This is a genomic window from Microtetraspora sp. AC03309, assembly GCF_020826795.1.
In the GTDB taxonomy this organism is placed as follows: domain Bacteria; phylum Actinomycetota; class Actinomycetes; order Streptosporangiales; family Streptosporangiaceae; genus Microtetraspora; species Microtetraspora glauca.
Genome location: NZ_JADDIL010000050.1, coordinates 1 through 12,516 on the forward strand (window position 1 = coordinate 1; position 12,516 = coordinate 12,516).

13 protein-coding genes and 1 riboswitch are annotated in these 12,516 nt (G+C 69.5%); of the genes, 5 read left to right on the top strand and 8 right to left on the bottom strand.

What is annotated here, in order from left to right; translation table 11 throughout:
- Positions 1 to 97 precede the first annotated feature (97 nt).
- The 5 genes from IMZ11_RS26360 to IMZ11_RS26380 all read right to left on the bottom strand — a co-directional run bounded on the left by IMZ11_RS26360 (position 98) and on the right by IMZ11_RS26380 (position 6,416).
- Positions 98 to 433, bottom strand: coding sequence for a C40 family peptidase (locus IMZ11_RS26360; RefSeq protein ID WP_228645121.1), 336 nt, complete (start codon positions 431 to 433; stop codon positions 98 to 100).
- Between the two features lie 271 nt (positions 434 to 704).
- Positions 705 to 862: riboswitch (cyclic di-AMP (ydaO/yuaA leader) on the bottom strand.
- 886 nt (positions 863 to 1,748) lie between these two features.
- Entirely contained in the window at positions 1,749 to 2,708 is a 960-nt protein-coding gene (locus IMZ11_RS26365) for an NlpC/P60 family protein (protein ID WP_061256574.1), read from the bottom strand.
- Between the two features lie 126 nt (positions 2,709 to 2,834).
- Positions 2,835 to 4,151 carry an NYN domain-containing protein gene (locus IMZ11_RS26370; protein WP_228645123.1) on the bottom strand — a complete coding sequence of 439 codons (1,317 nt, stop codon included), beginning with the start codon at positions 4,149 to 4,151 and terminating at the stop codon, positions 2,835 to 2,837.
- A 380-nt stretch (positions 4,152 to 4,531) separates the two neighbouring features.
- Positions 4,532 to 4,999 (bottom strand): hypothetical protein, encoded by a 468-nt coding sequence (locus IMZ11_RS26375; protein ID WP_228645124.1) that lies wholly within the window; start codon positions 4,997 to 4,999, stop codon positions 4,532 to 4,534.
- On the bottom strand, positions 4,989 to 6,416 hold the full coding sequence (locus IMZ11_RS26380) for an alpha/beta hydrolase (RefSeq protein WP_228645188.1): 1,428 nt from the start codon (positions 6,414 to 6,416) through the stop codon (positions 4,989 to 4,991). Before IMZ11_RS26380 ends, IMZ11_RS26375 begins: the two co-directional genes overlap by 11 nt.
- Before the next feature lie 62 nt (positions 6,417 to 6,478).
- On the opposite strand from IMZ11_RS26380, the gene IMZ11_RS26385 reads away from it, so the two are divergent.
- The 4 genes from IMZ11_RS26385 (at position 6,479) to IMZ11_RS26400 (ending at position 9,444) form a co-directional block, all read left to right on the top strand.
- A complete protein-coding gene (locus IMZ11_RS26385; protein WP_228645126.1) occupies positions 6,479 to 6,715 on the top strand; it encodes a WXG100 family type VII secretion target in 237 nt (78 codons plus the stop codon).
- A 4-nt stretch (positions 6,716 to 6,719) separates the two neighbouring features.
- On the top strand, positions 6,720 to 7,280 hold the full coding sequence (locus IMZ11_RS26390) for a GNAT family N-acetyltransferase (RefSeq protein ID WP_228645128.1): 561 nt from the start codon (positions 6,720 to 6,722) through the stop codon (positions 7,278 to 7,280).
- Between the two features lie 42 nt (positions 7,281 to 7,322).
- Positions 7,323 to 9,071 (top strand): DEDD exonuclease domain-containing protein, encoded by a 1,749-nt coding sequence (locus tag IMZ11_RS26395; protein ID WP_228645130.1) that lies wholly within the window; start codon positions 7,323 to 7,325, stop codon positions 9,069 to 9,071.
- Positions 9,072 to 9,156: 85 nt separating this feature from the next.
- Positions 9,157 to 9,444, top strand: a complete 288-nt coding sequence (locus IMZ11_RS26400; protein ID WP_061256561.1) for an Lrp/AsnC family transcriptional regulator — start codon at positions 9,157 to 9,159, stop codon at positions 9,442 to 9,444.
- Here the strand turns inward: IMZ11_RS26400 and IMZ11_RS26405 are convergent.
- The 3 genes from IMZ11_RS26405 to IMZ11_RS26415 form a co-directional block, all read right to left on the bottom strand.
- Complete coding sequence (locus IMZ11_RS26405) at positions 9,396 to 10,166, bottom strand: sensor histidine kinase (protein WP_228645132.1); 771 nt, start codon at positions 10,164 to 10,166, stop codon at positions 9,396 to 9,398. The genes IMZ11_RS26400 and IMZ11_RS26405 overlap by 49 nt on opposite strands.
- Before the next feature lie 90 nt (positions 10,167 to 10,256).
- Positions 10,257 to 11,300: an anthranilate phosphoribosyltransferase gene (gene trpD, locus IMZ11_RS26410; RefSeq protein ID WP_228645133.1), complete on the bottom strand. Its 1,044-nt coding sequence runs from the start codon at positions 11,298 to 11,300 to the stop codon at positions 10,257 to 10,259.
- Between the two features lie 13 nt (positions 11,301 to 11,313).
- Positions 11,314 to 11,730, bottom strand: a complete 417-nt coding sequence (locus tag IMZ11_RS26415) for a hypothetical protein (RefSeq protein ID WP_061256555.1) — start codon at positions 11,728 to 11,730, stop codon at positions 11,314 to 11,316.
- Positions 11,731 to 11,893: 163 nt separating this feature from the next.
- Between IMZ11_RS26415 and IMZ11_RS26420 the strand changes: the two genes are divergently transcribed.
- The gene (locus tag IMZ11_RS26420; protein ID WP_061256553.1) at positions 11,894 to 12,514 is read left to right on the top strand and encodes a heme-copper oxidase subunit III; all 621 of its coding nucleotides are present in this window, start codon (positions 11,894 to 11,896) and stop codon (positions 12,512 to 12,514) included.
- Positions 12,515 to 12,516: the final 2 nt, after the last annotated feature.

Below are 12,516 nucleotides of genomic sequence, written 5' to 3' on the forward strand. Positions count from 1 at the left end.
GTCCCCGGGACGGACCGAGAGGGGGCTCGGTGGGGGCGGCGGCCCAGGGACGGACGGCAGTCGGTCAGGGGGAAATCCGACGTTCGGTGTAGGGAGCTCAGGCCCCGGGGCGGACCGCGCCGACGAAGCTGCTCTTGCGGTACGCGTCGAGCTTGTCGATCCTGACCAGCGCGCCGGTGTGCGGCGCGTGGATCATCTTGCCCTTCCCGACGTACATGCCCACGTGGCCGCCGCCGCTCGTGAAGATGAGGTCGCCGGGCTTGAGGTTCTTCCAGGAGACCTTCTTCTTGACGCCGCTCTTCTGTGACCAGGTCGTGCGGGGGATCTTGACGCCCGCCTTCTCCCAGGCGTACTGGACCAGGCCCGAGCAGTCGAACGCGCCCGGTCCTGTGGCTCCCCATCGGTACGGGTCGCCGATCTGCTTCTTGGCCACCTTGATGGCCTTCTCCGCGAGGCGCTTCTGGCGGGCTGCCTTGGCCTGACGGATCGTTACTTTTGAGACTATGGCCGCTTTGGCGGAAGTCTCCGCCTTCGCGGCGGCCGCTGTCGTGGTGGCCGTTTCCAATGAGAGGCCGTCCGTCACCGGGTCGGCCGACGCGGGCTGGGCTCCGACGGCTGCGACAGAGGCGGTGATCGCTGCGCCACCGAGGGTGACGCGGGCAAGGCGGGACAGGCGTGCAGGGGTGCTAGACAGGATCGCTCCTATGGTCTTCCGCTTGCGCCTACCGGGTTAGCTGACGGATTCGGGCGGGGAAGTCGCCCTACGGCGCGAAAGGCGCCGATTCACCCCGGACCTTCGATGAAGGTCATTGGTTCCCCGGCTCCGTGCCTCCTGACTGCACGGACTCGGCATGTCGCCGCACCCGGGGGGATCGCGAAGCGGGTGACGACGACGGATGATCGGCACGAACGCGGCTGGCACCGGCGTTCATGGCGACGGCGTGGAGTGCACGTCGCGGGCCAGAAGTTACCGATTCGTGCCATAGGTCGGCAAAGTCCATGCCAAGAAATGGAGATCGAATAAAGGCTCCGGCAAAACGAAAACCCCTGCATACTCGATGCATTCCGCACTAAAATGTGACTCTGGTCACATATTACGAAACATGATTCGAAACTGCCACATTGGCACCAGCGGACACCGTGGAAGGTAGATCTATTTTGGTGATCACAATTCCACGTGACAACTCTCACATCGCGTGCGTGAATGTCGATCGGACCCAGGGTGCTTCCCATATGCCGCTTCCGCCGATGGGTGAACGTGATCGCGAAATCATGATTTCCACCGTCGAATCGCCCCGTATAACAGGATCGGAGTGATCCGGCCGCGTACAGCGGGACCGGTTGCTCCTTGAGGCGTCCGTTCGTGCGGGCGTTCAGGATTCACCGACCCCGGCCGCGCCCATCGGCCTACGGCCGTCCCCGGGGGCTCGATCGAGCGCCCCACGGGCTCCAATACGGCTCTCAGGGCCGGAACCAGGGGAAGCCGGGCTCAGGAGGGACCGGGCCAGGGGACATCGACATGGAACCTCGCCGCAGAGCACCGGCGCGCTCAGCGGCGTCCGACCGCGCGGACACCGCCGAAAGCCGCGCGGACACCGCCGAAATACGCGGCCCAGGACAGATCCGAGGCCTGCGGCCCCGAGACAGTGTGACGGCGGTGCGGATGGGACACCAACGGGTGTGCGGCCGGGGCACCGGCGATCCGGTGCCCCGGCCGGGGCGGTCGCCGGAGTTCCCGGCGGCCGAGATCAGGGACGTACGGCGCCGATGGCGTTGTACTGGGCGAGCGTGACGACCTTCACCACATCGCCCGTCCGGGGAGCGTGGACGACCTTGCCGTCTCCGGCGTAGATGCCCACATGCCCGTACCCACTGTGGAAGAGGAGGTCGCCCGCCTCCAGGGCGTCGAGTGAGACCCTGCGGCTGGCACCCCAGGCCCACTGCTCGAAGCTCGTACGCGGCAGCGAGACCCCGCCGCTCGACCAGGCCGCCTGGACGAGCCCTGAGCAGTCCCAGGCCCCCGGCCCGGTCCCGCCGTAGCGGTACGGCTTGCCGATCTGGCGGTAGGCGAACTGGAGCGCGGCGAGCGCGTTGCCGGAGGCCGAACCCGTATAGGCGATGCCCGCACTGTTGGGGTTGCCGGCGTTGTAGGCGCCCAGGCGACGCAGCAGCTCGGTCTGCTCCTTGACCAGTTCGTCGGCCTTCTTCTTCTCCTTGAGGAGATCGGCCTTGACCTTGGCCGCTTCGTCGAAGGTGCTCTTCTTCTGGTCCCGCTGCCGTTTGAGGTCGGCGATGGCGCCCTGGTACTCGCTGAGCCGCCGGGCACGCCCCTGGGAGAGCTGGTCGAGCGCGGCGAGGCCGCTGAGCATGGACTCGGGGTCCGGGCTGTAGAACAGACCGAAGGAGACGACATCCCCAGTCTGGTAGGTGCTGTTGGCGACCGTGACCAGCCCCTCGCGCAGCTCCTCGACCTTGCTGGCCTGCGCCTTGTAGGTGGTATTGACCGCGATGTACTGCTTCTTGGCCTTCTTCCACTTCTCGTTGGCCGCGTTGTACTGATCCACGATCTTGTCGGCCTGCTCGTCGAGCTTTTTCAGCTTGGCCTTGGCCTGCGCGACGGTGGGCTTGGGATCCGCCTGCGCGCCGGTGATGGGCAGCAGAAGCGCCACAGCGGCCAAGCCGACGGCCACCGGTACACGCCCTCGCACTCAGGCCCCCTTCGTCATAGACAAACCTGGGGCGCGACTTTACTCAGGCGATCATGGCGATTCAACCTATTCGCAGGTATTCGACCTGATCATCACTTATGGCGATCAGCCTGGCACTCTAGGTGATCAAGTACGGCCGAGACGGCGGAGCAACAGGAGCGACGGCACCGGCCGCGCCCCCATCCGGCGCACCGAATCGGCCACCTCACGATCGGAGGAGACCACGGCGATGGCACGGCCGGACGGCTCCGCCTTGACCAGCTGCCGGATGAGATCGTCGGCGATCTGGCCGGGCGCGCTGAACATCACCCGGACCCCACGCGGAGCAGAGACCTGGACCGGCCCGTTGAGCTCGGCCCCGTCGAAGACGCAGGTCACCTCCACCCTTGCCTGTACGGCGAGGCCGCCCAGCCCGGTGAGGAGCCGCGCCCGCTGGTCCGCCAGCGTGAGGGACGGATAGCCCGTCTTGGTGACGTTGTAGCCGTCGATGATGACGTGCAGGTTAGGGATGGCCAGCAACTGGTCGAACAGCTGCGGATCGTCGTCGGCGAGCGCCCTGGCGGGCACCGCCCGCACGCTCGGCGCACCCGGCACCACGGCGGACACGTAGTCGGCCGGTTTGCTGATCATCGTGGGCAGGGCCAGCTCCTTGCGGAGCCCTGCCGCGGCGTCCTGCAGCGCGTCCATGAGCACCCGGATGCGGGCGTCCTCCACGCTGCGCCCCTCCCGGGCCGCACGACGGCTCGCCTCAAGGTGCCGCTCGGCGTCCGCGAGGCGTTCCTTGAGCTTGCGGACCTCGGTCTCCGCCGCGCCGCTGGCGTTCGCCACCCTGGCTCTCGCCTCGGCGGTCTCCGCCTCCATCTCGGCCGCCCTGCGCTCGGCCGCCTTCGCGCGCTCCCGCGCGTCGTGCAGCCTGCGTCGAAGGTCCGCGTTCTCCGCGCGAGCCACCCTCACCTGTTCACGGAAGCGCTCCGCCTCCTCCTTGGCGGCGGTCCGCTGGGTGGCGAGCTGCTCGCGAAGCCGGGCCTCCACCTGGTCGCGCCCCGCCTCGGCCGACGTGGCCTGCTCCAGGTCCTCGCGCGCGCGCTCGATCAGCTCAGGCCAGCTCGGAGGCCGGGTGAGGTAGGCCGCCGCGGCGACGAGCACCGGCTCGGCGGCGGCGGGCACCACTCCGTCGGCGAGACCCGCGACCAGGTCGGGCCAGGCCGACCGGAGCGTCTCCGCGACGGTCTCGCGGAACTCCTTGTCCGTTTCCAGCATGGCGGCGATCGGCGCGCTACCGAGGCGGGCGCGCTTGCGCGGATCGAACTTGGCGATGCCGCGCAACTGAGACGGAATCGCGGCGGCGGGCATGGACCCCAGCACCTGAGCCGCGAGCTCCACCACGTGTAACCGCACCTGCTCCGGCAGCGGACGAGACAGGCCCTCTCCGGCTGAACTCATCCGCTCGCTCCTCATCCTTGTCCTTTTTAAAGGGTACGGCTGTCGCGCCCCTGACCGGGTCGCGCATCACTCTCGCCTCAGCAGCCGCCCCTTCGGGGCTTTTCCCGCCGCATCATGGCGGTTCCCGCCCGATGCACGAACGTCGAGGCTAACGGAGTTCGCCCAACTGCTTGGTTGCGATACGGACTCGGAGCACCCTCGTCAAGCGGCACGGGCGCACTCTGGCGGCTCCGCGCACGGGCCCGCCGACCTGCGCGGCGGGACACCTCTCCCGCCTCCGCCGACGCCCATCGAGCACGATCGCAATGCGATCAGGGCGCGGGCTCACGAGCCATTCGGGAACCGATCACCAGTCGATTCGGGGGCCGGGAAGAGACCCCCTACCGGACGTCCCGCCACTCCTCCGGCACTTCCCCCGGCAAACAAACCGTGTTGCCGTGGACCCACACTTCCTCGCGCTCAGGAAACCCAACGATGCTCAGTTCAAAAGCGGCCACGTCTGCGTACACTTCCGGATGCGCGGGCGCGTCCGAATTATCCTCCTGAACGCGATAACCTCGGCTGCGCCAATGAGTCCGGACTGCTTTGACAGCAGCACGTGGATCATTGCTCTTGATGTCGTAGCTGTAGCTGAAGGACCTCTTCTGCGCCTGATCACACTGCCAGGGGCTCTTGGTCTTCATATACGGCACTGCTCCGTCAAGACCTACAGCCACGGCCTCATCCATTGATGCGACCATCCGCCGCAGTCCATCCGCCAACGTAGGCGGTTCGTTCTCAGTCATCAGGCATCCTTGCGAAAAAATCATGACCACGGCGACAAGAAGGGCGAACTCCTTAACCTTCATTCGGTTCGCTCCTCGCGATACCACCGAAGGGCATGGGGCCTTGATCTCCGGCAATCACATGAGCCATGTTCTTAGTCGCAATCTTGCTCTGGCCGGTGGTGGTGAAGTAGTCGCCGTGGGCGTGGGCGTCGACGCCCAGTTGAACGAGGTCGGTGTCCGTGCCGGTGGCGAGTCGGGTCACACCGCCGAGCAGAATCGGGTCCTGCCCGTGTCCCGCCCACGGCGTGGCGAGCAGGCCCAGCAACCCGGCCTTCGACGCCAACGAGATAACGGGAGCCACACTGATCACGTCGTGCGGATGGCGCAGGGCGTACAGGCGGGTGCCGGGGGCATGCAGAGCTTCGGCCGAGTACACCCCCCATCCCGGGCTCGCGACGGCGACGAGGTTGCCGGGCCGCAGGCCGGCGCTCACGGCGTGTCCCGTCACGGTGCTGCCGTAGGAGTGGCCGACCAGGGTCGTACGGACGCCTGCGCCGAGGCGTAGGCCGGTCACGAAGTCGCGGAGCATCGGCCCGCCGGCCTCGGCGTACGACGTCCAGGTGGCCTGCGTGAGCGACTGCGGCAGGTCGCAGCCCATCCACGCGATCGTCGCCGATCTCCCGCCGGAGAAGCGTTCGGCGAAGTCGTGCAGGGCCCGCGCGTTCGCGCCGGGGCCGTCGGCGTAGGTCTCGAGGTTGTTCCCGGTGCCGGGCACGGTGACGGCGACGGACGTCGCCGTGTCGAGGTCGCCGAACACCTCGGCGACGCGGCCCTGCCCCGAGGCGTCGAACAGCAGGAACTGCCTGGGCGCCTTCTCGGACACGACCCGTCCGTCGCGCACGGTCCGCACCTCGCGCGGTTCGAGCAGCCGGGAGAAGAGGGTGACCCGATCCGTGAGCCACAGTGTGCGGGCCTCGGCGCGGGCCTGCCGGATGAGCAGCCGGTTCGCCGCATAACGCAGGCCGTACGGCACGCCGCCGAGAGGCCCGACCAGGTCGGCGTCGGCGAGAGCCACCGCGAGCGCCGTGTCCGGCGGGAGCGCGGCGAAGAACCCGGCGACCGCCGCGTCACGGTCGGACCCGGCCTCGCGCGCCGCGACCACCTGGCGGAGGTCGGCGAGGGCCGCGTCGGCCGTACCCGAGGCGGCGGCGACCAGCGCGGCCCGGACGGCCGTGGGCTCCACCGGGTCGAGGGACACCGCGTCGGCCTGCTCGGCGATCGAGGCTCTGCGCCGCAGGTCCGCCGCCGTCGCCTCGCACCAGTGCCGGAGGGACCGCAGCCGCTCGGCGTAGTGCGCCAGCTCGGGATGGCGCGACACCTGGTCGAGACCGAACACCGGGGACAGGCCGGGGGCGACTCGCGGGGCCAGACCGCCCGACACGTCGTCCAGGCGCTCGGCGAGCGCGCGCATGGACGGCGCGTCGGCCAACCACAGCATGCTCACCAGCGGATCGTAGGCCATCGATCACGCTGCGTGTCGGCTTCTGCCAGGCTTGCGGCGTGACGTTCGAGAGTGACGCGATGCGCAGGGCGGCTCCCCGCTTCGACGAGCTGCTGGATCAGGTGGCGGCACTGCGCCGGTCCCCGCGCTGGACCGGCCCGGCCGCCGAACGCTTCGACCGGGAACTCCACGGGTGGCGCGGGACGCTGCACCAGTTCTCCGAGGATCTGCGGAGCGTCGCCGCCAGGCTGGAGCGGGAGGAGCAGCGGGCTGACCGGCCATCCCCAATAGGATGATCGCGTGCTGAACCCTACCTATCCGATCAAAACTCCCCGGTTGCTCCTCCGCCCCTTCACCATGGACGATCTCGACGAGTTGCACTCCTTCCACTCGCGTCCGGACGTCGTCCGCTACCTCCCTTGGGACGCGCGTACGTACGACGGGACAAGAGCGGCCCTGGAGACCAAGCTCGGGCAGGCCGCGCTGAGCGCGGAGAACGGCACCTTCAACATCGCCGTCGAGCTGCGCGAGACCGGCGCGCTGATCGGCGACATCTTCCTGTTCTGGCGCAGCCCCGAGCACCGCCAGGGCGAGATCGGCTTCGCGTTCCACCCCGACTACCACGGACAGGGGCTCGCCTTCGAGGCGTCCCGGGAGATCCTGCGGCTCGGCTTCGACGACCTCGGCCTGCACCGGATCTATGGCCGCTGCGACGCCCGCAACGACGCCTCCGCCAGGCTGATGGAGCGCCTCGGCATGCGCCGTGAGGCCCATCTCGTGGAGAACGAGCTGTTCAAGGGCGAGTGGGGCGACGAGCTCATCTACGCGATGCTCCGGCGGGAATGGACTCCCGCGGCATAACCGCGAACGCGGACGACCCGGGTACCGGCGTGGGGAATGTCGGTGACCGTCTCTAAGGTCAAGCGCGTGGAAGCGGTACAGGGCACTCTGGACGAGCTCGGCACTCCCCTCAGGGACGTGACGTTCGTGGTCTTCGACCTGGAGACCACGGGCGGTTCGGCGGCCGAGCACGCGATCACCGAGATCGGCGCGGTCAAGGTGCGCGGCGGCGAGGTGCTGGGCGAGTTCGCCACCCTGGTCGATCCCGGCGGCCCGATCCCTCCGTTCATCTCCGTCCTGACCGGGATCACGGACGCGATGGTCGTGGCCGCGCCCACGATGCCCGAGGTGCTCTCCAGTTTCCTGGAGTTCATCACCGGCGCCGCTCTGGTCGCGCACAACGCGCCCTTCGACCTGTCGTTCATCAAGGCCGCGTGCGCCGCCGGGGGCTACCCGCCGCCCGCCAACCCGGTCGTGGACACCGCCGATCTCGCCCGCCGGGTCCTCACCCGGGACGAGACGCCCAACTGCAAGCTCGCCACCCTGGCGCGGCTGTTCCGCAGCACCACCGAGCCCTGCCACCGGGCCCTCGCCGACGCCAGGGCGACCGTCGACGTGCTGCACGGCCTGATCGGCCGGGTCGGCTCGTACGGCGTGCACACCCTGGAGGACCTGCGCACCTTCGTCCGGGCGCCCAGTCCTGAGCAGCAGCGCAAGCGCCATCTCGCGCAGTCCGTGCCCGGCGCCCCCGGGGTGTACATCTTCGAGGACGCCAAGGGCGAGGCGCTCTACATCGGCAAGAGCTCGAACCTGCGCAACCGGGTCCGGAGCTACTTCACGGCGAGCGAGACGCGTCCGCGCGTCCGCGAGATGGTCGGCATCGCCGAGAGCGTCCGCACGATCGTGTGCGCGACCGCTCTGGAGGCGGAGGTCCGCGAGCTGCGCATGATCGGAGCGGCGAAACCGCGCTACAACAAGCGGTCCAGGTTCCCCGAGCGGGTGGTCTGGCTGAAGCTGACCGACGAGCCGTTCCCCCGGCTCAGCATCGTCCGGGAGATCAAGGACGACCAGGGCACCTACCTCGGCCCGTTCCCGAGCAGCCGCATGGCCGACGAAGCCCGCTCGGCCCTGCACGAGGCGCTCCCGCTGCGGCAGTGCACGCAGCGGCTGTCCACCCGCGTCCGTCGTGTCGCGTGCACACTGGCCGAGATCGGCCGGTGTGGAGCGCCCTGTGAGGGCCGCGAGAGCGAAGAGGGCTACTCCCTGCACGTCGAGAGCGCCAGGCACGCCATGGAGCGGGATCCGGAGGTGGTCTTCTCCGCGATCGAGGCGCGCATGCGCCGCCTGTCGGCCGAGCAACGCTATGAGGAGGCCGCTCTCGACCGCGACCGTCTCGCCGCCTACATCCGCACGGCGGCCCGCATGCAACGGCTGCGCTCGCTCACCTCGATCCCGCAGATGGTGGCGGCCAGCCCCGCCTTCGACGGCGGCTGGGACATCCACGTGGTGCGCCACGGGCGGCTCGCGGCCGCGGGGGTGATGCCGCGCGGCGCCCATCCGGTCCCCTACGTCGACGCCCTGGTCGCCACGGCGGAGACCGTGGCACCCGGCCCCGGCCCCATTCCGGCCGCCAGCGCGGAGGAGACCGAGTGCGTCCTGCGCTGGCTCGACTCCCCCGGCGTACGGCTGGTGCGGGTGGAGGGGACGTGGAGCCTGCCCGCGTACGGCGCCGGCCGGCTCAGAGACCGGGTCGAACGCGCCTACCAAGGGCTGCCCAGGCACCAGCCGCGGGAGGGCAAGCCCCTACGATGAACCACGATCCCGCCCGGCGCCTCCGGAGCGCGGGCGGCGTCCGACGACGCACTCGACGACACACTGACGACACAGGAGAACGCGAATGGTCACCGCGATCGTGCACATCAAGGCTGATGTCGACCGGATTCCCGAGGTCGCGCAGACGGTCGCAGAGCTCAACGGGGTCAGCGAGGTCTACTCCATCACCGGTGAGTACGACCTGCTCGCCATGATCCGCGTCGCGCGGTACGAGGAGATCGCCGAGGTCGTTCCCGGCCGCATCAACAAGGTGCCCGGGGTGCTGCAGACCGAGACGCACATCGCGTTCCGCACCTACTCCCGTCACGATCTCGACGCGGCCTTCTCGATCGGCCTCAACGACGGAGACTGACCCGCCAGCAGGCGGACCCGCATCTCGAAACCGCCGGACACGACGCGCGCGGTCACCGAGCCGCCGAAGAGCGCGGCACGCTCCCAGGTGCCGAGCAGCCGTTCCCTGGGCGCGCCGTCGTCCCGGATGGTCAGGTCGAGCACGCCCTGGGTCCAGCGCAGCCTCACCGCGGCCGACCGCGCCGCTCCGGGCCGCATGGCGTTGCCCAGGGCCTCCTCCACGATCCGGTAGGCCGACAGCTCCAGGGTGGGCCGGGCCTGCCGTACGCCCTCCTCGGTGAACGTCACGTCCAGCCCTGCGGCCCTGAACGCGTGCAGCAGGGCGGGCAACTCGGCCAGGCAGGGCTGGGGGCCTCGTGCGGCTCCGTCCACGCGCAGCAACGCCATCATGCGCTGCAGGTCGCCCAGCACCTGGCGGCCCGACTCCTCCACCTCACGCAGGGTCTGGATCGCCCGTACGGGGTCCTTGTCCATGAACACCCGTCCGGCGCCGACGCCGAGGGTCATCACACTCAGGTCGTGAGCGACCACGTCATGCAGCTCCGAGGCGATGCGGAGCCGTTCACGCGTGCGCAGCAGCTCCAGGCGGTCACGCGGAGGGAAACGGGGCCGCCACGGCGGTAGGAGAAGGGGACCTGACGGCCGCGACCCGCCAAGGCTCCGGAGCGTGGGCAGACATCGCCGGGAGAGGCGGACGAGGCAGGCAAGGAGGTGGCGCGTCATGCGGGCACCGTACGACTCGCGCCGCGCCGTACGCGTCACCTCAAAGGCGGACCGGGAATCCCTCCGGGGACGGACCCCGGCCCGCGCGGTTCAGGAGGCGAGAGCGCGGCTGATCTCGACCCAGCGGTCGAGCGTCGCGGCCGCGCGGCCGGTGTCGACCGCCTCCGCGGCCCGGGCGTAGCCGGCGCCGAGGGCGGCGACCAGGTCGTCGCCCGCTCCGTCGAGCGCGACCAGCGCGGCCGCGGCGTTCAGCAGCACCGCGTCGCGCACCGGCCCGGTCTTGCCCGCGAGCGTGTCGTGCACGGCGGCGGCGTTGAACGCGACGTCGCCGCCGCGCAGGTCGTCCGGCCGGGACCGGGCCACGCCGATGTCCGCCGGGTCGAACATCGTCTCCCGGGTCACGCCGTCGCGGACGACGAAGACGCGCGAAGGACCCGCCGTGGAGAGTTCGTCGAGCCCGTCCTCACCACGGAAGACCAGCGCCGACACGCCTCGTTCGGCGAAGACGCCCGCGACCACAGGAAGCATCCGGGCGTCGAAGACGCCGATCGCCTGGGCGGACGGACGCGCCGGGTTGGTGAGCGGGCCGAGGAAGTTGAAGACGGTGGGGATGCCGATCTCCCTGCGCGGCGGCCCGGTGAAGCGGAACCCCGAGTGGTAGACGGGCGCGAAGCAGAACGCGATCCCGGCCTCGACCGCGAGCCGCGCGGTGCCCTCCGGCGACAGGTCGAGGACGACCCCGAGGTGCTCCAGCACGTCGGCGGCGCCGCAGAGGGAGGAGGCGGCGCGGTTGCCGTGTTTGACGACACGGGCGCCGGCCGCCGCGGCGACGATGGCCGCCATCGTGGAGACGTTGACGGTGTGCGCCCGGTCGCCCCCGGTGCCGACGATGTCGACGACGGGCCCCTCGATGGACAGCGGGACCGCCCGGTCGAGCATCGTCCGGGCCAGGCCGGCCGCCTCGGCGACGGTCTCGCCCTTCGCCCGCAGCGCGACGGCGAAGGCGCCGATCTGCGCCGGTGTGGCGTCGCCGGACATGATCTCGCCCATGGCCCACGCCGTCTCGTCGGCGGTCAGGTGCTCGCCGGCGAGCAGGGCGGTCAGCAGGGACGGCCAGGTGGTACGCGAGTCCATGGAGAGGCTCCGTTTACGAGACGGGCTGGGCGGGGCGGGGCGATCCGGACGAGCTCAGCCGCCGGCGCATGAGGTCGGCGACGGTCTCGGCGACGGCCATGGGGTCGAGCGGCTGGGCGACCACGGCGTCGGCGCGGGACCAGTTGGCGAGCCAGCGGTCGTCCCTGCGCGCGATGATCAGCAGGATCGGGGGGCAGTTGTGGACCTCGTCCTTGGCCTGCCGGCTGATCCCCATGCCTCCGGCCGGGGCGGCCTCACCGTCGAGGACGGCCACGTCGATGTCGCCGGAGTCGAGGTACTTGAGCACGGCCGGCTGGGTGGCGCACTCGACGATCTCCACGAGGGGCACGTCCGCGGCGGGGCGCCGCCCGATGGCAAGCCGCACCTTCTCACGGGTGCCTGCGTCGTCGCTGTAGACGAGAACCCTCATGTCACGCTCACTGTCGAATCGCGGGATATGGTCATCGTGATGCTACCGGCGCACACGCCGTACGCGCAGCCCAGGGCTTGTTGCCAAGATTTTCCGGTTCTAAACGGAGCAAAACGCCTCTAACGGGGGGGCGTGCGGCGACCCGACCAGGGGAGCCGCAATAATGCTGCGCGTGGCGACAGCATCCGCAATTACAACGACGACGACACCGTACGGGTCCCGCCGACCGAACCTCGTTCAGGTCGGGACCATCGTTTGGCTGTCCTCTGAGCTCATGTTCTTCGCGGCGCTGTTCGCGATGTACTTCACCATCCGGTCGGTCACCCTCGGCCAAGGCACAGCCTGGCCGACGGACACCCATCTCGACATCCCGTACGCCACGGCGAACACGATCATCCTGGTCCTGTCCAGTGTGACGTGCCAGTTCGGTGTATGGGCCGCGGAAAAGGGCCAGGTCAAGAAGCTCAGGCTTTGGTACATCATCAGCTTCATCTTGGGCGCGATCTTCGTCGCGGGCCAGCTGAACGAGTACCGCACCCTTGTGGAGGAGGGCACGACCCTCGCCTCCACCGCCTACGGCTCCGTGTTCTACCTGACCACAGGCTTCCACGGTCTGCACGTGACGGGTGGACTGATCGCGTTCCTGTTCATTCTGGGACGCACGTACGCCGCGAAGCGCTTCACGCATGAGCAGGCGACCAGCGCGATCGTCGTGTCTTATTACTGGCACTTCGTCGACGTGGTCTGGATCGGCCTTTTCGCGACCATCTACATCATCAAATGATC